At 71.2% G+C, this 19,140-nt stretch carries 15 protein-coding genes; 6 read left to right on the top strand and 9 right to left on the bottom strand.

The window, feature by feature from the left end; all coding sequences use genetic code 11:
- Positions 1 to 540: 540 nt before the first annotated feature.
- Entirely contained in the window at positions 541 to 2,127 is a 1,587-nt protein-coding gene (locus tag ACIBJB_RS01335) for an MFS transporter (protein ID WP_398925277.1), read from the bottom strand.
- Positions 2,128 to 2,308: 181 nt separating this feature from the next.
- Here ACIBJB_RS01335 and panB point away from each other — a divergent pair, with 181 nt between their 5' ends.
- On the top strand, positions 2,309 to 3,175 hold the full coding sequence (gene panB / locus ACIBJB_RS01330; RefSeq protein WP_398925275.1) for a 3-methyl-2-oxobutanoate hydroxymethyltransferase: 867 nt from the start codon (positions 2,309 to 2,311) through the stop codon (positions 3,173 to 3,175).
- 84 nt (positions 3,176 to 3,259) lie between these two features.
- On the opposite strand, the gene ACIBJB_RS01325 is transcribed toward panB, so the two are convergent.
- Positions 3,260 to 5,302 carry an NAD(+) synthase gene (locus ACIBJB_RS01325; protein WP_398926797.1) on the bottom strand — a complete coding sequence of 681 codons (2,043 nt, stop codon included), beginning with the start codon at positions 5,300 to 5,302 and terminating at the stop codon, positions 3,260 to 3,262.
- A gap of 102 nt (positions 5,303 to 5,404) precedes the next feature.
- Here ACIBJB_RS01325 and ACIBJB_RS01320 point away from each other — a divergent pair, with 102 nt between their 5' ends.
- Complete coding sequence (locus ACIBJB_RS01320; RefSeq protein ID WP_398925273.1) at positions 5,405 to 5,833, top strand: hypothetical protein; 429 nt, start codon at positions 5,405 to 5,407, stop codon at positions 5,831 to 5,833.
- Between the two features lie 78 nt (positions 5,834 to 5,911).
- Here the strand turns inward: ACIBJB_RS01320 and ACIBJB_RS01315 are convergent, their stop codons facing one another.
- The 3 genes from ACIBJB_RS01315 to ACIBJB_RS01305 form a co-directional block, all read right to left on the bottom strand.
- Positions 5,912 to 7,852, bottom strand: coding sequence for a protease pro-enzyme activation domain-containing protein (locus tag ACIBJB_RS01315; protein WP_398925271.1), 1,941 nt, complete (start codon positions 7,850 to 7,852; stop codon positions 5,912 to 5,914).
- A gap of 171 nt (positions 7,853 to 8,023) precedes the next feature.
- Positions 8,024 to 8,626 carry a DUF305 domain-containing protein gene (locus tag ACIBJB_RS01310; protein WP_398925269.1) on the bottom strand — a complete coding sequence of 201 codons (603 nt, stop codon included), beginning with the start codon at positions 8,624 to 8,626 and terminating at the stop codon, positions 8,024 to 8,026.
- 11 nt (positions 8,627 to 8,637) lie between these two features.
- Positions 8,638 to 9,297 (bottom strand): DUF3105 domain-containing protein, encoded by a 660-nt coding sequence (locus tag ACIBJB_RS01305; RefSeq protein WP_398925267.1) that lies wholly within the window; start codon positions 9,295 to 9,297, stop codon positions 8,638 to 8,640.
- A 339-nt stretch (positions 9,298 to 9,636) separates the two neighbouring features.
- Here ACIBJB_RS01305 and glnA point away from each other — a divergent pair, with 339 nt between their 5' ends.
- Complete coding sequence (gene glnA, locus ACIBJB_RS01300; protein WP_057611816.1) at positions 9,637 to 10,998, top strand: type I glutamate--ammonia ligase; 1,362 nt, start codon at positions 9,637 to 9,639, stop codon at positions 10,996 to 10,998.
- A gap of 48 nt (positions 10,999 to 11,046) precedes the next feature.
- On the opposite strand, the gene ACIBJB_RS01295 is transcribed toward glnA, so the two are convergent.
- From ACIBJB_RS01295 to ACIBJB_RS01285, 3 genes are read right to left on the bottom strand one after another with little or no spacing between them, the layout of a single operon-like run.
- On the bottom strand, positions 11,047 to 11,481 hold the full coding sequence (locus tag ACIBJB_RS01295; RefSeq protein ID WP_398925265.1) for a VOC family protein: 435 nt from the start codon (positions 11,479 to 11,481) through the stop codon (positions 11,047 to 11,049).
- Between the two features lie 49 nt (positions 11,482 to 11,530).
- Positions 11,531 to 12,040: a pyridoxamine 5'-phosphate oxidase family protein gene (locus ACIBJB_RS01290; RefSeq protein WP_398925263.1), complete on the bottom strand. Its 510-nt coding sequence runs from the start codon at positions 12,038 to 12,040 to the stop codon at positions 11,531 to 11,533.
- Positions 12,040 to 12,783, bottom strand: coding sequence for a LuxR C-terminal-related transcriptional regulator (locus tag ACIBJB_RS01285; RefSeq protein ID WP_398925261.1), 744 nt, complete (start codon positions 12,781 to 12,783; stop codon positions 12,040 to 12,042). Before ACIBJB_RS01285 ends, ACIBJB_RS01290 begins: the two co-directional genes overlap by 1 nt.
- 161 nt (positions 12,784 to 12,944) lie before the next feature.
- On the opposite strand from ACIBJB_RS01285, the gene ACIBJB_RS01280 reads away from it, so the two are divergent.
- Positions 12,945 to 13,817 (top strand): hypothetical protein, encoded by an 873-nt coding sequence (locus ACIBJB_RS01280; protein WP_398925259.1) that lies wholly within the window; start codon positions 12,945 to 12,947, stop codon positions 13,815 to 13,817.
- Between the two features lie 266 nt (positions 13,818 to 14,083).
- Positions 14,084 to 17,071 carry a bifunctional [glutamine synthetase] adenylyltransferase/[glutamine synthetase]-adenylyl-L-tyrosine phosphorylase gene (locus ACIBJB_RS01275; protein WP_398925257.1) on the top strand — a complete coding sequence of 996 codons (2,988 nt, stop codon included), beginning with the start codon at positions 14,084 to 14,086 and terminating at the stop codon, positions 17,069 to 17,071.
- Here ACIBJB_RS01275 and ACIBJB_RS01270 read toward each other — a convergent pair.
- Positions 17,059 to 17,961, bottom strand: coding sequence for a DMT family transporter (locus ACIBJB_RS01270; RefSeq protein WP_398925255.1), 903 nt, complete (start codon positions 17,959 to 17,961; stop codon positions 17,059 to 17,061). The two genes, ACIBJB_RS01275 and ACIBJB_RS01270, sit on opposite strands and share 13 nt — an antisense overlap.
- 96 nt (positions 17,962 to 18,057) lie before the next feature.
- On the opposite strand from ACIBJB_RS01270, the gene ACIBJB_RS01265 reads away from it, so the two are divergent.
- Positions 18,058 to 18,939: a LysR family transcriptional regulator gene (locus tag ACIBJB_RS01265; protein WP_398925254.1), complete on the top strand. Its 882-nt coding sequence runs from the start codon at positions 18,058 to 18,060 to the stop codon at positions 18,937 to 18,939.
- The last annotated feature ends 201 nt before the right edge of the window (positions 18,940 to 19,140 follow it).

Here is a 19,140-nt window from a genome sequence, read left to right as displayed (position 1 = left end):
GACGGTGACCTCCTCAGGTGCGGCCCCGGCTGGCCGATCCAGCCGGCCGGCGCCCTCCCCGTACACCTGGCACGCCGGCGTGGCCGGTCGACCGGCCGTCGGCTGCCCGGCGCCGCGGCTTCTGACGGCCGTCCGCCTGGCGTTGCGGCTTCCGGCGGTCTTCCGCCCGGCGCCGCGGCTTCCCGGGGCCTTTCGACCGGTCCGGCGGCCTGGCCGGGCCGGTCGGCCGTCCCTCCGCCGCCACTTCCCGCGGCCTTCCGACCGGGTCCGGCGGCCCGGCCGCGTCGGTGGACCGTCGCTCCGCCGCCCGGCGTTGCGGCTTCCGGCGGTCTTCCGCCTGGCGTTGCGGCTTCCCGCGGCCATCCGACCGGGTCCGGCGGCCCGGCCGCGCCGGTCGACCGTCCCTCCGCCGCCCCGCGCTGCGGCTGCCGACGGCCGTCCGCCCGGCGCCGCCGCTGCCCGCAGCCTTCCGACCTGGTCCGGGGGCCCGGCCCCGCCAGGCCGCCCACGGTCACCGTCACCTCCCGCCGCCCCGCCGGGTCACTCGCTCGCCGGTACCAACTCCTGTTCCTCCTGTCCCTGCTGAGGCTCCGTCGGGCGGCCCGGCAGGAACAGGGCCACCACGAGGGCGCCGACCAGGGCCACGCCCGCTCCGCACAGCGCGGTGACGTGCATGGCGTGCAGGAAGGCGTCGTTGGCCGGGCCGACCAGGGCGTCGCCCCGGGGGCCGAGCTTCGCGGCGACGCCGAGGGTGGCCTCGATGGACTCGCCCGCGGTGTGCCGTACGCCTGCCGGAACCGACCCGAGATGGGGCTCGATGCTGTTGCGGTAGGCCGTGGAGAGCACCGAGCCGAGGACGGCGATGCCGAGCGCGCCGCCGACCTGCCGGAAGGTGTTGCTGAGCGCGGACGCGGAGCCGGCCTTCTCGCGCGGCAGGGCCTGCATGATGACGACGCTGGTCGGCGTCATGATGTGCGCCATGCCCGTGCCCATGAGGAAGAAGATCACCTCGAGGAGCCAGATCGGCGTGTCCGCCTCCAGCCCGGCGAACGCGACCAGCATCGCGGCGATCAGCAGCATGCCGCCCGTGGTCGTCGCCCGGTTGCCGAAACGGTCCACGACCAGCCGGGCGCGCGGCGCGAAGATCAGCTGCGCGGCGGCCAGCGGCAGCATCAGCAGACCGGTCTGCAGCGGCGAGTAACCCCGCACGCTCTGGGTGTAGAAGACGGAGAAGAACGTCACGCCCATCAGCGCGAAGAACACCAGCCCTATGGCGCCGATCGCGGCCGAGAAGACCTTGTTCTTGAAGTAGGTGACATCGATCGACGGATGGTCGCTGCGCTTCTCGAACACCACGAAGGCGACGAGCACGGCGAGACCGGCACCGATGGTGGCCAGCACGGTCGCGTCCGTGAAGTCGGCGAGCTGACCGCCCTTGATGATGCCGTAGACGAGCAGGACCAGGCCGATGACCGACAGCACCACACCGACGGGGTCGAGCCGGCCGGGGTTCGGGTCACGGGAGTCGGGCACCAGCCACAGCATCAGCCCGAGGGCGAGCACCACGATCGGCACGTTGATGAGGAAGACGGAGCCCCACCAGAAGTGGTCGAGGAGTACGCCGCCGGTGATCGGCCCGATGGCGATGGCGAGTCCGACGCCGCCCGCCCAGATGCCGATGGCCTTGGGCTGCTCCTCGCGCTCGAAGACGTTCATCAGGACGGCGAGCGTGGCCGGCATGACGAACGCCGCGCCGAGGCCCATCAGCGCGCGGAAGACGATCAGCTGGACCGGCGATCCGGAGAAGGCGGCGAGGGCGGAGCCGGCGCCGAACACGACCAGACCGCCCAGCAGCACCTTTTTGCGGCCGAGCCGGTCGCCGAGCAGGCCCGCGGTGAACAGGAGGCCCGCGAAGACCAGGGTGTAGGCGTTGATCGCCCACTCCAGCTCGCTCTGGGTGGCGCCCAGGCCGGTCGGCGCGGGGGTCGAGATCGTCTTGATCGCGACGTTCAGGATCGAGTTGTCGAGCACCACGATCAGCAGGCTCAGCATCAGTACGCCGAGGATCGCCCAGCGGCGCCGGTGCACCGCTTCCGGTACCCGTGAGTCAGGGACTGCGGTAGTCATGCCGTCGAGCCTAGCGCCATTACGATACGGGACCGTCTCGTATCGTAATTCTTTACCGAGACCTTACGTGCCTGAACGGTCACATCCACGACCTCTGGCCCTGACTGGCACGAGGTGCCACCATGGAGGGGATCCGGGGACGCCGTGAGGGCGCCTCGAGATGACGTAAGGAGCCGTTGCAATGACGCAGCTTTCGGCTGCCCACACCAAGCCCTCCGACGGCAGCAAGGCGCTGTACGGGGGGAAGGGCACCCGCCGCATCACTGTTCGGGACATCGCCCTCGCCAAGGAGCGCGGCGAGAAGTGGCCCATGCTCACCGCCTACGACGCGATGACCGCGTCCGTCTTCGACGAGGCCGGCATCCCGGTCATGCTCGTCGGTGACTCGGCGGGCAACTGCCATCTCGGGTACGAGACCACCGTGCCCGTCACGATGGACGAGATGACCATGCTGTCGGCGGCCGTCGTACGGGGCACCTCGCGCGCCCTGATCGTCGGCGACCTGCCCTTCGGCTCCTACCAGGAGGGCCCGGTGCAGGCGCTGCGCTCGGCGACCCGGCTGGTCAAGGACGCGGGCGTCGGCGCCGTGAAGCTCGAGGGCGGCGAGCGCTCCCACGAGCAGATCCGTCTCCTCGTGGAGTCCGGCATCCCGGTCATGGCGCACATCGGTCTGACCCCGCAGTCCGTCAACGCCATGGGCTACCGCGTCCAGGGCCGCGGCGAGGAGGCGGCCCAGCAGCTGCTGCGCGACGCGAAGGCCGTTCAGGACGCGGGCGCGTTCGCCGTCGTCCTGGAGCTGGTCCCGGCGGAGCTCGCGGCCGAGGTCACCCGGGTCCTGCACATCCCGACGGTCGGTATCGGCGCGGGCCCCGAGACCGATGCGCAGGTCCTCGTCTGGACCGACATGCTGGGTCTCACCGGCGGCCGCGTGCCGAAGTTCGTGAAGCAGTACGCCAACCTGCGCGAGGTCATGGGCAACGCCGTGAAGGCCTTCGCGGAGGATGTCGTCGGCGGCACGTTCCCGCTGGAGGAGCACTCCGTCCACTAGGGCCGAAGGCCCGTCAGAGCCACAGTGGCACCACGCGCCCCGCCGATCTTCCCCCGTCGGCGGGGCGTCCTCCGTCCAGGAGAACTACCTGGACCCTGCCTGGTCGAACCGCTCCAGATCCCGCAGCCAAGCCTTCGCCGAACTGTCCGACGGCGCCCGCCAGTCACCGCGGGGCGACAGCGAACCGCCGGCCGAGACCTTCGGCCCGTTGGGCATCGCCGACCGCTTGAACTGCGCGAACGCGAAGAAGCGCTTGCAGAACACCTCCAGCCACCGCCGGATCTCGGGCAGGTCGTACGTCCCGCGCTTGGCCTCGGGGAAGCCCGGAGGCCAGGCACCGGCATCGACGTCGTGCCAGGCGTGCCAGGCGAGGAAGGCGATCTTCGACGGCCGGAAGCCGTAGCGCAGCACATGGAAGAGCGTGAAGTCGTGCAGCGCGTACGGGCCGATCTTGGACTCGGTGGACTGCATCTCCTCGCCCGGTACCAGCTCCGGGCTGATCTCGGTGTCGAGGATCGCGGCGAGGATGTCGCCGGTCTCCGCGTCGAACTGCTCGCTGCTGATGACCCAGCGGATCAGATGCTGGATGAGCGTCTTCGGCACACCGGAGTTGACGTTGTAGTGGCTCATCTGGTCGCCCACGCCGTACGTGGACCAGCCGAGCGCCAGCTCGGAGAGATCGCCGGTGCCCAGCACGATGCCACCGCGCTGGTTGGCCAGCCGGAACAGGTAGTCGGTGCGCAGGCCCGCCTGGACGTTCTCGAAGGTGACGTCGTACACCGGCTCGCCGGAGGCGAAGGGGTGGTCCATCTCCTGGAGCATCAGCCGCGCGGTCGGCGTGATGTCCAGCTCGGCCGCGGTGACGCCGAGGGCCCGCATCAGGCGGTGGGCGTTGTCCTTGGTGTGGTCGCTGGTGGCGAAACCGGGCAGCGTCCAGGCCAGGATGTCGCTGCGCGGGCGGCCCGCGCGGTCCATCGCGCGGGCGGCGACGATCAGCGCGTGCGTGGAGTCGAGGCCCCCGGACACCCCGATGACGACCTTCGGACCGCCGATCGCCGCGAGCCGCTGCTGGAGGCCCGCGACCTGGATGTTGTAGGCCTCGTAGCAGTCCTGGGCGAGCCGGTCGGCGTCGGCCGGCACGAACGGGAAGCGCTCCAGGCGGCGCTTGAGACCCAGGTCGCCCGTCGGCGGGTCGAGCGGGAACGACACCGTCCGGAAGTCACCGGTCCGCACCTGATGGGTACGCCGGTTCTCGTCGAACGTGCCCATCCGCATCCGCTCCTGCCGCAGCAGGTCCAGGTCCACGTCGGCCACCGCGTACTCGTCGCCGAGCGGGAACCGGGTCGTCTCGGCCAGCAGCACGCCGTTCTCGTAGACCATGGCCTGGCCGTCCCAGGACAGGTCGGTCGTCGACTCGCCGAGTCCGGCCGCCGCGTAGACGTACGCGGCGAGACAGCGCGAGGACGCCGAGCGGCACAGCAGTTTGCGGTCCTCGGCCCGCCCGACCGTGATCGGGCTGCCGGAGAGGTTGACCAGGACGGTCGCACCGGCGAGGGCCGCCTCCGCGCTGGGCGGCACCGGCACCCACATGTCCTCGCAGATCTCCGCGTGCAGCACGAGCCCGGGGACGTCCTCGGCGGCGAACAGCAGGTCCACGCCGAACGGCACGCTGTGGCCGCCGACCCGGATCGATCCGCCGCGCTCGTCGGCGCCGTCGCCGATCTGCCGACGCTCGTAGAACTCCCGGTAGTTGGGCGGGTACGCCTTCGGTACGACACCGAGGACCCGCCCGCGGTGCACGATCACCGCGCAGTTGTAGACCCGGTTGCGGTGGCGCAGCGGAGCGCCGACGACCAGCACCGGGAGCAGGTCGGCCGACCCGGCCACCACCTGGGCGAGCGCCGCCTCGACCTCGTCGAGCAGCGCGTCCTGGAGCAGCAGGTCCTCGATGGAGTAGCCGCACAGCCCCATCTCCGGGAAGACGGCGACGGCGACCCCCTCGTCGCCGCACCGGCGCGCGTGCCGCAGAACCGCTTCGGCGTTGGCGGGCGGGTCCGCGATGACGGTGTGACCCGTACACGCGGCGACGCGTGCGAACCCGTGCTGATAGATCGACCAGAAGTTCAAGGCAGACACGCGATCAGTGTAATCGTCAGAGCGACGCGATAGGGGAGGGGGCTGGGCCCCGCCCCTTGCCGGATGGTCTTGGCCTTGCCTTCAATGAGCGGCATGACCGGCATAAGTGGTATGAGCGGCACGCGGGACGACGGCCCGGGCCGTGCGGCGGGATGGGGCTGGTTCCTGGCCTGGCTCCTGGTGGGAGCGTGCGCCGGCATCGGCCTCGCGGCGATCCTGACGGTGGGCGTGGTCTTCGTCGTACTCGCCGCGGTGGCCGCGGTGTTCCTGCTCCGCAGGGGTCCTGGACGCGCTGTCGTGGGCGGCGTCTCGGGAGTGGCCCTGCCGCTGTTCTACCTCGCGTACCTGAACCGGGGCGGTCCGGGGGAGGTGTGCCACGCGGTGCCGGGCGGGCAGTCCTGCACCGACGAGTACACGCCGGTTCCGTTCCTCGTCGCCGGGGCGCTCGTGCTGGTGGCGGGCTGCGTGATCCACGTGATGGCCGGCCGCCGCGGGCGAGCGGACCGCGTGTCGGGAAGCTAGCCGGGCGGGACACGCGCGAGGGCCCGGCCCCGAGGGTTCTCACCTTCGGGACCGGGCCCCTGTGGACGCGCGTCCGGATCAGTGCCGGCCGAACGACTGCACGTAACCGTTCGCGGGCGTACCCACGCCGGTGACGTCGTCGTATCCCTTCACCGCGGACAGCGAGCTGTCCTTGCCGAGGCTGCGGACCGAGACGGTCAGACCACCGCTGGCGTCATAGCCGTTGACGAAGTCGGTGCGGGCCACCGCGAGTCCGGACCCCGTGGGGTTGTCCGTGACGTCGTGGAAGACCTTCGAGCCGTACTTCGCGTAGATCGACGGGTTGGCGAAGCCGATCGCCTTGCCGCCCCGCGCCTGCTGGGAGAGCGCCTGCACGGCCGCGATCACCGGCGAGGCCAGCGACGTGCCGCCGATGCGGTACTCGCTGTACTGCTGCGAGCCGTCGGGGAAGGTCTGCGTCTGCCCCACCAGGAAACCGGTGTTGGGGTCGGCGATCGCGGAGATGTCCGGGACGACACGGTTGCCGGCGGCGTTGTTGGCCGTGGCGAGCGCGTTCGGGACGACACCCTTCTGGTAGAAGGGCTCGGCGACCGTCTTGCTGGTGCCGCCGCCCGCACCGGAGGTGAACGCGCCGGGGAAGTTGGTCCAGCTCTTGCCGTCCGCGGACAGCACGGCCTTCTCGGTGCCCCAGCCGGTCTCCCACAGGTACTTGTCGCCCTTGCCGACGGCGAGCGAGGTACCGCCGACCGCCGTCACCCACGCCGAGTTGGCCGGGGTGTCGACCTGCTTCGTCCCGGTGTTGGCGACCTCGTCGCCGTTGTCACCGGAGGAGAAGTAGAAGCCGATGCCCTCGACCGCGCCGAACTGGAAGACCTGGTCGTAGGCGGCCGCGAGATCCGGCGTCTGGTTGGCCTCGATGTCGCCCCACGAGTTGGAGACGATGTCGGCCAGGTGGTTGTCGACGACCTTGCTGAGCGAGTCGAGCAGATCGTCGTCGTAGCAGGACGCGGCGCCCACGTACGTGATGTTCGCGTCCGGCGCGACCGCGTGCACGGCCTCGACGTCGAGGGTCTCCTCGCCGTACCAGCCGGCCGCCCCGCACTCCTCGGTCTTCGTGTAGTTCTTCGGCAGGACCTGCTTCAGCTGGCCGCTGGAGTAGGCCGCGTCGCCGTTCTTCTTCGCGTACGTGGCCGCGTCGAAGGCGATGGTCGGGGAGGCGTAGGCGTCGGTGATGGCGACGCGCACTCCCTTGCCGGTGTACGTGCCCGCGCCGTAGGCGGCGCGCAGCTGCTTGCCGGTGTAGCCCTTGATCGCGTACGGGACCTTCGAGCCGTAGGCCGTGGGCAGCGTGCTCGCGGTGTTCGAGCCGTAGTACGAGGAGAACGGCCCGGCGTTCTTGAACACGGCGTCCGGCGGCGGCAGTTGGTCCTTGCTGCTCGCCTTGTGCGGCGCGTTGTCCAGGCCCGTGACGGTCAGGACGGCACCGTCGAGGGCGGCCGGCGCGGAGGCGGCCTTGGCCGGGGCGTGGTAGGTCTTCGAGCCCTTGGTGTAGTTGTGCAGCTGGGTCCCGAAGGCCTTCTCGACGGCGGCCACGTCACCGCTGACGGCGACGTAGTGCTCGGTGACGTCCGTGACCTTCAGTCCGGCGGACGTCAGCCAGGACTTGACGGCAGCGACCTGGGCGGCGGTGGCGCCGAAACGCTGCTTCGCCTGCTGCGCGCTCAGGTACTTGCCGTACGACGCCGAGCTCGGGTCGGCCACGGACTTCGCGTAGGCGGCGAGCCCGGTGGCGTCCTTGCCTGCGAGGTAGACCCGGGCGGAGACCTTGGAACTGTCCGCGGTGGCGCCCTTGTCGGCCTTGGCCGTGGCCCACGCGGGCTTGGTCCCGGCCAGCGTGTCCCGGTTCGGGCTGTCCGCGGCGTGGGCCGCGGGTATGCCGAGCGCCAGCGCGCCCGCGAGCATGGGCAGTGTCGCCGCCATGCTCACTCCGGCGCGCACCTTGGCGCGATTGGATCTCATGGAACCCCCTGTGCGGTTCGTCGCGAGTGATCACTCGACCGTCGTCACTCTTTCGATGAACCGTTCATGCCAGGGGAATGCGAATCCCAAGAAGAGCCCAATTAACCTAATGACAAAGCCATTTGAGGATCAAGACGCTGCGGAAACCGAGGGATAACCCCATGTGACCCTCTAGGAACGCGCTTTCGCGCCCCGCTCCTCCAACATGCCCGCCATCAGGTCGATCTCCGACTGCTGTGCGTCGACCATCCCCTGCGCGAGCCGCTTCTCCACACCGACCGTGCACCGCTCGACACAGCCCTTCGCCATGTGGATGCCGCCCCGGTGATGGTCCGTCATCAACTGCAGATAGAAGATCTCGGCCTGCTTGCCGTTCAGCGTGCCCAGCTTCTTCATCTCGCTGTCGGTCGCCATGCCCGGCATCAGCGAACCCTCGCCCGCCGACGGCATGTCACCCATGTCCATCCACGTCATCGGCGGATCCGCCGACACCTTCGGCAGCTCCCACAGATCCAGCCAGCCCAGCAGCATCCCGCGCTGGTTGGCCTGCGTCTGCGCGATGTCGTAGGCGAGCCGCCGCACCTCGACGTCCTTGGTGTGGTCGCGCACGATGTACGACATCTCGACGGCCTGCTGGTGGTGTACGGCCATGTCACGCGCGAAACCGGCGTCCGCGGACCCGGCGGACGGAGTGTCGGCCGAGCCGTCGTCCTCGGCCACGGCGTAGGTGATCGCGCCGGCCGCGACGAGCACGCCCGCCACGGCCACGGCCACTCCCGCGGACCTCACTGCGACAGACCGCTCGTGCACGCCGCGCCCGGCTCGGGCGTCTGCGCGCCCTGCACGAACTTCTCGAAGAACTTGTCGACGTTCGGGTCGCTCGCCCCCGTCACCGTCCGCTGGTGGCCCCACGCCGACAGCATGATCGGGTCCTTCTGCTGGTCGTCGGGGCTCATCAGCGTGTACGGCGTCTTCTTCACCTTCGCCGCGAGCGCCTCGATGTCGGCCTTCTTGGCCTTGGCGGTGTACGTCACCCAGACCGCGCCGTGCTCCAGCGAGTGCACGGCGTTCATGTTGTTGAGCGCCTTGGTGTAGACGTCGCCGTTGCAGTTCATCCAGACCTGGTTGTGGTCACCGCCGACCGGCGGCTCCATCGGGTAGTCCACCGTCTTGGCGACATGGTTGCGGCCCAGCGTGCCCTTCCAGGTCTTCACACCGTCCGAGCCCGTGACGAAGTGACCCTTTCCCTTGCCGTCGGCCGCCGTGCCGTCGTCGGACTGGGACTGCACCAGCACGATGCCGCCCACGACCAGACCGGCGACGACGACCACGCTCGCGGCGATGGTGAGGATCCGGTTGCGGCGCTCTCTGGCCTGTTCGGCGCGCCGCATCTCCTCTATGCGCGCCTTGCGTGCCGAGGCGGTGTTCTTCTTGGCGGAACCCATGAGGTGTGTCCTTCTGGGGGAAAGGGGCGGGTCGGACGGTGACGATCGGTCTGCTGATCGTAGTGGGGCGGGGGTGACTTCTCGCAGGGAGCCCACAGGAAACCCGGGCGCGGGGCGAGACGGGAAGGGCCGGGCATTACGTATGTCGGTCCGAGCAGGCAAGATGGGCGGCAGAGCAGTACATCCGCCGCACGTGAGGCGTTCACTCCCGGGTCGCCGGGACGATCAAGGTCGGCAACGCGCACGAAATGCTGCTGTGGTGTGATGCTCAGGTGCCCGACCGCCTCCTGCGGGACACGGAGACAGGCGGCCTGACCAGCAAGGATGGGGAAGCGGAAGATGGACAAGCAGCAGGAGTTCGTGCTCCGGACCTTGGAGGAACGCGACATCCGGTTCGTACGTCTGTGGTTCACGGACGTGCTGGGCTTCCTCAAGTCCGTGGCCGTGGCCCCGGCGGAGCTGGAGCAGGCCTTCGACGAGGGAATCGGGTTCGACGGCTCCGCGATCGAGGGCTTCGCCCGCGTATACGAGTCCGACATGATCGCCAAGCCGGACCCGTCGACCTTCCAGGTCCTGCCGTGGCGGGCCGAGGCCCCCGGTACGGCCCGGATGTTCTGCGACATCCTCATGCCGGACGGCTCCCCGTCCTTCGCGGACCCCAGGTATGTGCTGAAGCGCGCTCTGGCCCGCACCTCCGACCTGGGCTTCACGTTCTACACCCACCCGGAGATCGAGTTCTTCCTGCTGAAGGACCGCCCGCTGGACGGCTCGCGCCCCACCCCGGCCGACAACTCCGGCTACTTCGACCACACCCCCCAGAACATCGGCATGGACTTCCGCCGCCAGGCGATCACCATGCTGGAGTCGATGGGCATCTCGGTCGAGTTCTCCCACCACGAGGGCGCCCCCGGCCAGCAGGAGATCGACCTCCGCTACGCCGACGCGCTCTCCACGGCGGACAACATCATGACGTTCCGCCTGGTCATGAAGCAGGTGGCGCTGGAGCAGGGCGTCCAGGCGACCTTCATGCCGAAGCCGTTCTCCGAGCACCCCGGCAGTGGCATGCACACGCACCTCTCCCTCTTCGAGGGCGACCGCAACGCGTTCTACGAGTCGGGCGCGGAGTACCAGCTCTCCAAGGTCGGCCGCTCCTTCATCGCGGGCCTGCTCAAGCACGCGGCGGAGATCGCCGCCGTGACGAACCAGTGGGTGAACTCGTACAAGCGCATCTGGGGCGGCTCGGAGCGCACCGCGGGCGCCGGCGGCGAGGCCCCCTCGTACATCTGCTGGGGCCACAACAACCGCTCCGCCCTGGTCCGCGTCCCGATGTACAAGCCCGGCAAGACCGGCTCTGCCCGCATCGAGGTCCGCTCCATCGACTCCGGCGCCAACCCGTACCTGGCGTACGCCCTGCTCCTGGCCGCCGGCCTCAAGGGCGTCGAGGAGGGCTACGAGCTCCCGCCGGGCGCCGAGGACGACGTCTGGGCCCTCTCCAACTCCGAGCGCCGCGCCATGGGCATCGAGCCCCTGCCCCAGAACCTGGGCGAGGCCCTCACCCTGATGGAACGCAGCGACCTGGTCGCCGAGACCCTGGGCGAGCACGTCTTCGACTTCTTCTTGCGCAACAAGCGCCAGGAGTGGGAGGAGTACCGCAGCGAGGTCACCGCGTTCGAGCTGCGGAAGAATCTGCCGGTGCTTTAACGGTTCCTGCCGAAGGGGGCGCGGCGGACCGCGCCCCCTTCGGCGTTGCTACCGCGCCGCCAGCTGGGCCAGTACCTGGTGCAGGGGCTCCGTCTCGCGGCGCTTGTACTCCTGGATCGCCCAGCCGTTGCCGTCCGGGTCCTTGAAGTACATGAAGGTGGCGCCGTCCTGCGGGGCGAACTGGACCGGTTCGCTCACGTCGAGGCCGCGGGAGGTGAGTTCCTCGTACGCCGCCTTCGCGTCCGTCACGCACAGTTGCATGCCGTGATACGTCCCGGGCTGCGGGGTTCCCGTCGGGACCTGGAGGCCGTCCACGAGGGCGATGGAACAGCCGGAGCCGGGCGGGGTGAGCTGGACGATGCGGACGCCCTCCATCACCTCGCCGTCCAGGTCCACGTGGAAGCCGACCTTGTCGCGGTAGAACTCCTTGGCGCGATCCACGTCCGTGACCGGCAGCAGGATGACTTCGAGGCTCATGTCCATGGCGTGACTCCCTTGTCGACGTCAGTACGGAGGGCCGTTCGGGCCGTTCTCAGAAGCGCCACCGCGTCTGGCTGAACGGCTGTCCCTTACCGAAGCCGAAAACCGTGCGCGGCGCCACCGCATACACGACGGCATGTCCGGGCCCGTGATGGAAGTAGCCGTCCCTCACCTCGAAGCGCCAGAAGTCGCCGTACTTCGCCTCCCATGCGGCGGCCAGCTCCCGGAGACGGGTGTCGTCGGACACCCGCACCGCCTCGCCCTCCACCACCAGGTCGTAGCCCTTGTCCCAGATGTTGGTGCCGGTCGTCAGCGTCACGTGCGCGTTGTGCGCGAGGTTCTTCGCCTTGCGCTCCTCGGGGCCGGTGCAGAAGTGCAGCGCCCCGTGCGCCCACACGGCGGGCAACGGCGTGACGTGCGGGCGCCCGTCGGGTCGTACCGTCGAGATCCAGAACAGTTCGGCGGCGGCCAGCAGCGACTCGGCGTCGGCCCAGGAGTGCGCCGTCGCGTCGGGGTCGCTGTAGCGGGGGTCGAGATGCGTCTCGGGTTCCTGCTCGGTCATCACAGAGCCTCCGGCTCGGGGAACACCCGGGCCACCGCGGCGGTCCGGCTCGACACTCCCAGTCTGCCGAAGGCGTTCTCCAGATGCTTGCGAACGGTGCTGGGGGACACGACGAGTTGTGCGGCGATCTGCGCCGTGCCCATGCCGAGGGCCACGCAGCGCAGCACGTCCAGTTCGCGGTGGGTGAGGCGGACGGGCTGCCTGCGGCGGCGGGCGGCGTCCTTGTAGAGCTCGTACAGGTGCGGGGCCAGCATCCGCAGCGTCGTCATCTCGTGGTCGGTGAAGGCCTTCCCGTCCTCCCGGAAGAGCTGGAAGACCCGGGTGCGGTTCGGCGCGGTCGGCAGGGCGATGGCCGCGATGGTCGGGTGCGGGGCGAGGAACTCCGTGTAGATGGGGAGTCTCCGCAGCTCGCGGACCGAGCGGAAGTCGGCCATCTGTGTCGTCTCGGGAGTGTCGTGCGGCCGAGAGACCTGGGTGCACTGGGTATGCTGGTGCCGCCAGCGCCAGTACGCGTCCATGTCGAGGTCCGCGTCCTCGTCGCCTATCTCCTGCGCGTTGAGCTGTCTCCTGGTGGAGATGTCCAGCTCGCTGAAGCTCGCGGCGTCGCACGAGACCAGCCGCATGAGCGCCGGCAGCAGGCACGTCGGCGGCACTCCACCGCTCGCGAGATCCTGCCGGGCTTCCTGCAGCACGTCCGCCATGCGGCGCAGGTGGGCCTCGGCAGTGGTGTGGGGTGGGGTCATGTCGGCCTCCCCGGGCCGATTCGGATGCCTGGACCGACGCTACGCCCGACCCGTCCGGGCCACCCCGGGATTCGCCAAATGACGAATGGGCCACTGGCCCGGAAGCGCGCACGCTCGTCTCGGGTGACCGGTCCGGCCGCCCGCAGACACGGAGGCAGCCCATGCGCTCACATCCGCACCGCCATGACGGCCGTACGCACCGCCCGGCGACCCTGGTCGCGGGCGCGGTCCCCCTGGCCCTCGCCCTGCTGGCCACCGGCTGCGAGGCGTCGACCACGCCTACCGCCACCGACGCACAGGCCGACGACACGTTCTCGTCCGTACGGTTCACGCTGGGCGCCCGCGGTGACATCCAGGTCGCCGGCGCGTCCCGTACGGCGGTCACCCGGGCCGGGGACCGCACGGTGACCGGCGGCCGCGCGTACCCCTTCGACCGGCCCCCGGGCAAACTGCTCGTCGTGCTGCGGCACTGGCCGCCGGGGGAGCGGGCCGCACGCGACGCGGTTCGCATGCTGCCGCCGCCGGACGACGTCGCGATCGAGAGCGCCTACCTCGTCGACACCGGCGACTGGGCGCTGGCCGAGCTCGACGGTCACCCGGTGCAGTGGCTGCGCCGCGACACGATCCGCGTCGACGCCACGAAGGCAGGCGCCGTGGGACGCACCCACCTCACCCTGTCCGGACCGCGCGGGAGCCGGCCCGGACAGGTCACGCCCCCGCCGGACGACCGCGCGTGCGAGGGCGTCGACCCAGCCGTGAACCGGTACGTGGTCCTCCCGGAGCTCGCGTCGGGCGCGGCCGTCCCGGAGGTCCTCGCGCGGCTGCGCGAGCGGTGCCTCGACGTTCAGTACGTCTCCATGCCCGGCGGTGGGCACCGGGGCACCGTGCGGTCGATCGAGATACCGGTCGCCGGCCGCACGGCCCCGGTGGCCGAGCTGCCACCCACCGACGGCAGTCCCGCCCAGGGCCGCCTGCCGGGCGACAAGATCCTCACGGACCCGTCCCGGCCGACCAGGGTGCTGGTGATCCGCTGACGCGCCCGCGCCGGGGCCCCCGGCGGGAGTCCGCCGTGCGTGGCCCTGCGGGGGCGCTGGGTCGGGAACCAGTCGGGCGTGCCCCGCCGGGACGTCCGCCCGGGATGACCATCGCCCCCGCCCAGCCGAAACCCCCACCCAGGATCACCCGCCCGCGCCCCCCGCCGAGACCCGCACCCACAAACCCCCATCCGCTCCCCGGCGCTCATCCCCAACTCTCCGGTTACGCTCAATCGATACGACCTTGATCGGACGGGAGGCCGGGGATGACGGCGGCGCCGGGGCGCAGGAGCAGTACCTTCACGCGGCTTCTGCGGCACGGTTTCACCGATCCGTCGGCCGCCGAGCGGCTGCTGGACAGCGCGGAGCTGAGCGGCGTACGCAATGATCCGGTGCTGCTGGAGGCGCTCGGCGCGACCGCCGACCCCGACCTCGCCCTGCACGGTCTCGTACGGCTCCTGGAGGCGCAGCCCGACCGGGAGCTGCTCGACACCGTGATAGCGGCGAAGCCGTTGCGGGACCGGCTGCTCGGGGTGCTCGGCGCGTCCGCCGCGCTCGCCGAGCATCTCGTCCGGCACCCCGGCGACTGGCACGCCCTCGTCACCTACGAGCCGCGCGATCTGCACCCCGGCGTCGAGGAGTTCCAACGCGGGCTCGCCGAGGCCACCGACCCCGTCGCCCTGCGCGTCGCCTACCGCCGCTGTCTGCTGTCGATCGCCGCCCGTGACGTGTGCGGCACCACCGACCTCGCCGAGACCGCCGCCGAACTCGCCGACCTCGCCACCGCGACCCTGCGCGCCGCGCTCGCCATAGCGCGGGCGGCCGCACCCGATGACGCCGCGCTGTGCCGGCTCGCGGTGATCGCGATGGGCAAGTGCGGGGGCCACGAGCTGAACTACGTCTCCGACGTGGACGTGATCTTCGTCGGTGAAGCCGTCGACGGGGCCGACGAGGGCAAGGCCCTGCGCGCCGCCACCAAGCTCGCCTCGCACATGATGCGGATCTGCTCCGAGACCACCGTCGAGGGGTCCATCTGGCCCGTCGACGCCAACCTGCGGCCCGAGGGGAGAAACGGCCCGCTGGTGCGCACCCTCGCCAGCCACCTCGCCTACTACCAGCGCTGGGCCAAGACCTGGGAGTTCCAGGCCCTCCTCAAGGCCCGCCCGGTCGCCGGCGACCTCGAGCTGGGCGAGGAGTACGTCGCCGCCCTCGAACCCCTGGTCTGGAAGGCCGCCGAGCGCGAGAACTTCGTCGCCGACGTGCAGAAGATGCGGCGCCGGGTCGTGGAGAACATCCCCGTCGCCGAGCTGGACCGGCAACTGAAGCTCGGCCCCGGTGGGCTCAGGGACGTCGAATTCGCCGTACAGCTCCTGCAGTTGGTGCACGGCCGCGAGGACCGTTCGCTGCGCAGCGGCACCACCCTCGACGCCCTGCAGGCCCTCGCCGCCGGCGGCTACGTCGGCCGTACCGACGCGGCACAGCTCGACGAGGCCTACCGCTTCCTGCGTTCCATGGAGCACCGCATCCAGCTCTACCGGCTGCGCCGCACCCACCTGGTCCCCGAGGACGAGGCCGACCTGCGCCGCCTCGGCCGCTCCCTGGGCCTGCGCGCCGACCCGGTGACCGAGCTGAACCGCGAGTGGAAGCGGCACGCCTCCGTCGTACGACGACTGCACGAGAAGCTCTTCTACCGGCCGCTGCTGGACGCCGTGGCCCAACTCGGCCCCGGCGAGATCAAGTTGAGCGCCGGCGCGGCGCGCGAGCGGCTGGTCGCGCTCGGATACGCCGACCCGGCCTCCGCCCTGCGGCACCTGGAGGCCCTGGCCTCCGGCGTCAGCCGCAAGGCCGCCATCCAGCGCACGCTCCTTCCGGTCCTGCTGGGCTGGTTCGCCGAGTCCGCCGACCCGGACGCCGGACTGCTCAACTTCCGCAAGGTGTCGGACGCGTTGGGCAAGACCCCTTGGTACCTACGGCTGTTGAGGGACGAGGGCGCCGCCGCCGAGAACCTCGCACGGGTCCTGTCCGCCGGGCGCCTCGCCCCCGACCTGCTGATGCGCGCACCCGAAGCCGTGGCGCTCCTCGGGGACGGCGACGGCGGCGGACTGGCTCCGCGCGGCCGGGCCGGTCTCGAGCAGGAGATACTCTCCGCGGTCGGCCGCGCGGACGGCGCCGTCCAGGGCGTCACGGCGGCCCGTGGCGTCCGCCGCCGCGAACTCTTCCGTACGGCCGCCGCGGACATCGTCGGCTCCTACGGCACCGAGACCCAGCCCGCCGAGCCGGACCAGGGCGCCCTGGTGGAGCGCGTCGGCGCCGCCGTGTCCGACCTGACCGCCGCGACCCTCGCCGGCACTCTGCGCGCGGTCGTCCGGGAGGGCTGGGGCGACACCCTGCCCACCCGGTTCGCCGTCATCGGCATGGGCCGCTTCGGCGGTCACGAACTCGGCTACGGCTCCGACGCGGACGTCCTGTTCGTGCACGAGCCGCGCGAGGGCGTCGAGGAGCGGGTGGCCTCCGAGGCTGCCAACAAGGTCGTCTCCGAGATGCGCCGCCTGCTCCAGATCCCGAGCGCCGACCCCCCGCTGCTCATCGACGCCGGCCTGCGCCCGGAGGGCAAGTCCGGGCCGCTGGTGCGCACGTTGACGTCGTACGCGGCCTACTACCGCCGCTGGTCGCTGGTCTGGGAGTCACAGGCCCTGCTGCGGGCCGAACCGGTCGCCGGGGACGAGGAGTTGGGCCGCCGGTTCGTCGAACTGATCGACCCCCTACGCTATCCGACGGCGGGCCTCGGCGACGACGCCGTACGCGAGATCCGGCGGCTGAAGGCGCGCATGGAGTCCGAGCGGATGCCTCGCGGCGCCGACCCCAAGCTGCACACCAAGCTCGGGCCCGGCGGGCTGTCCGACGTCGAGTGGACGGTCCAGCTGCTCCAGATGCGGCACGGTGCGGGGGAGCCGGGGCTGCGGACGACTCGCACCCGTGCGGCGCTTTCCGCTGCGCGCGGGGCCGGGCTGATCTCCGCGGAGGACACCCAGGTGCTCGACGAGGCGTGGGTGCTGGCTACGCGGGTGCGGAACGCGGTGATGCTGGTGCGGGGGCGGGCCGGGGACACGTTTCCGTCCGAGACGCGGGAACTTGCCGCGGTGGGGCGGTACTTGGGGTATGAGGCGGGGCATGTGGGGGACATGCTGGATGACTATCGGCGGACTGCTCGGCGGGCTCGGGGTGTGGTGGAGGAGTTGTTCTACGGGGCGTAGTGGGGTTCGGTTTTCGGGTGCGGCGCCGTTGTGGTTGCTCGCGCAGTTCCCCGCGCCCCTTTGGGGCGCGTCAGGGCCACGCCCGTCAGCACGATCGCCATGCCGATGAGCACCCGCAACCCCACCCGCTCGTCCAGCAGTACCGCGCCCAGGGTCACCGAGACGACCGGCAGCAGGTAGCCGACCGTTGCCGCCGTCACCGGGCCCTCGTCGGCGATCAGGCGGTAGTTGAGGTAGAAGGTCACGCCGGTGCCCAGGACGCCCAGGGCCGTCAGCGCTCCCAGCCCGATGAGGTCGGTGTCCACCGGGCCCGCTACCGGCACCGACAGCGTGGTCCACGCCGTCGCCATGAGGAGTTGGGCGGCGGAGTACGCCAACGGGGCCTGCCCGGACGTGAGTTTGCGGGCCATGTACGCGAAGGCCACGGCGTAGCTCGCGGCGGCGGCCAGGAGGGCCAGGGCGCCCCAGGTCAGCAGACCCGAGCGGTGCCAGGGGGCGAAGATCAGCACGGTACCTGCGAAGCCGAGGAGCAGGCCGGTCAGCCGTAGGGGGCGCAGGCCGCGGTCGGTGCCGAGTAGGACGCCGATCAGCAGGGACCACAGCGGGGTCGTCGCGTTCAGGACGCCCGCGACGCCGGAGTCGACGCTCTGCTCACCGACCGCGAACAGGGCGAAGGGGACGGCGTTGCAGAACAGGGCGGCGACGACCAGGTGGCCCCAGGTGGAGCGGGAGCGGGGCAGCCGCTGACCGGCCGCGCGGGCCAGGAGGAACAGCACGGCCGTGCCCAGCACGCACCGCGCGATCGTGATCTGGGCGGGGGAGAGACCGTGGTCGAGGGCGAGCTTGATCCAGAGGAAGCCGGATCCCCAGAGGAGGGCGAGGGCAGCCATACGGAGAGTGGAGGCGGGGGACATGTGATCCACCGTCCCCGACCAGACCCATCAGGACAAGTGAAAGATCCTGGAGTCATCATTAAGCTGGGGTACATGCTTGATGTGCGACGGATGCAGATGCTCGCGGCCGTGGTGAGCAACGGCTCCGTGACGGCGGCCGCGGCCCGGCTCGGCTACACGCCCTCCGCGATCAGCCAGCAAGTGGCCGCACTGGAGAAGGAGGCCGGGACCGAGCTCCTCGAACGGGTCGGGCGGGGTGTGCGGCCCACGGCAGCCGGACTGCTGCTCACGGAGTACGCGGACGCGATCGGCCGGCAGGTCGCCGAGGCGGAGACGGCCCTCGGGGACCTCCTCGCGGGCCGCACGGGCCGGCTCTCGGTGCGCTACTTCGCCACGGCCGGAGCCCGTCTGGTCGCCCCCGCGGTGGCGCGGCTGCGGGCCGAACACCCCGGCGTCCAGATCGATCTGAAGCTGACGGGACCCGACCCGCTGCCGGACGTGCGGGAGGGGCGGGCGGACCTGGCGCTGGTGGTGGGACCGTCGGACGAGGACGGCGTACGACTGCTGCATCTGCTCGACGACCCGTACCTGGCCGTGCTCCCCGCGGCGCATCCCCTCGCGGCCCGCCGATCGATCCACCTGACCGACCTGGCCGACGAACCCTGGGTCGGCAGCGAGTGGCCCGGCCCCTGCCTCGAGGCCCAGCTCACCGCCTGTGCCACGGCAGGGTTCCGCCCGCGCTTCGTCGTGGACAGCGAGGACTACGCCACGGCACAGGGCTTCGTGGCGGCGGGACTCGGGGTGACCCTGATCCCGCGGCTCGGGCTCGGGGGCCGCCATCCGGACGTGGCGGTACGGCAGATCCAGGCCCCGGAGCCGTCCCGGTCGATCCACGCGGCCGTACGCGAGACCGCACTGCCGCAACCGGCACTCGAGGCGTTCGTCGAGGCACTGCGGGAGGCGGCCGTCGGCTAGTGCCCGGGCGGACAGCGCCTGCCCGTGGGGGAGCGGCGAGTGGGGCACCGCCTCGGGTGGAGCGTGCCGGGCGTCGCGACGGGGCGCGCGGTGTCGGCCGGGGTACTGGCCAGGCATGGGCGGGCCGTGGCGTGCGGCCTGTCGGGGAGCGGCGCGCGGTGCGACGAGTGGGTCACCGCCTCGGGTGGAGCGTGCCGGGGG

It is taken from the genome of Streptomyces sp. NPDC050759 (genome assembly GCF_044456945.1).
Taxonomy (GTDB): domain Bacteria; phylum Actinomycetota; class Actinomycetes; order Streptomycetales; family Streptomycetaceae; genus Streptomyces.
This window is presented reverse-complemented; position numbering and strand designations above follow the sequence as displayed.

Excerpts from the sequence above, each read along its gene's own strand:
- ACIBJB_RS01275 (WP_398925257.1), top strand. The coding sequence starts at position 14,084 with ATGACGGCGGCGCCGGGGCGCAGGAGCAGTACCTTCACGCGGCTTCTG.
- ACIBJB_RS01270 (WP_398925255.1), bottom strand. The coding sequence starts at position 17,961 with ATGGCTGCCCTCGCCCTCCTCTGGGGATCCGGCTTCCTCTGGATCAAG.
- panB (WP_398925275.1), top strand. The coding sequence starts at position 2,309 with ATGACGCAGCTTTCGGCTGCCCACACCAAGCCCTCCGACGGCAGCAAG.
- ACIBJB_RS01290 (WP_398925263.1), bottom strand. The coding sequence starts at position 12,040 with ATGACCGAGCAGGAACCCGAGACGCATCTCGACCCCCGCTACAGCGAC.
- ACIBJB_RS01280 (WP_398925259.1), top strand. The coding sequence starts at position 12,945 with ATGCGCTCACATCCGCACCGCCATGACGGCCGTACGCACCGCCCGGCG.
- ACIBJB_RS01320 (WP_398925273.1), top strand. The coding sequence starts at position 5,405 with ATGACCGGCATAAGTGGTATGAGCGGCACGCGGGACGACGGCCCGGGC.
- ACIBJB_RS01285 (WP_398925261.1), bottom strand. The coding sequence starts at position 12,783 with ATGACCCCACCCCACACCACTGCCGAGGCCCACCTGCGCCGCATGGCG.
- ACIBJB_RS01265 (WP_398925254.1), top strand. The coding sequence starts at position 18,058 with ATGCTTGATGTGCGACGGATGCAGATGCTCGCGGCCGTGGTGAGCAAC.
- ACIBJB_RS01305 (WP_398925267.1), bottom strand. The coding sequence starts at position 9,297 with ATGGGTTCCGCCAAGAAGAACACCGCCTCGGCACGCAAGGCGCGCATA.
- ACIBJB_RS01335 (WP_398925277.1), bottom strand. The coding sequence starts at position 2,127 with ATGACTACCGCAGTCCCTGACTCACGGGTACCGGAAGCGGTGCACCGG.
- ACIBJB_RS01315 (WP_398925271.1), bottom strand. The coding sequence starts at position 7,852 with ATGAGATCCAATCGCGCCAAGGTGCGCGCCGGAGTGAGCATGGCGGCG.
- ACIBJB_RS01295 (WP_398925265.1), bottom strand. The coding sequence starts at position 11,481 with ATGGACATGAGCCTCGAAGTCATCCTGCTGCCGGTCACGGACGTGGAT.
- glnA (WP_057611816.1), top strand. The coding sequence starts at position 9,637 with ATGGACAAGCAGCAGGAGTTCGTGCTCCGGACCTTGGAGGAACGCGAC.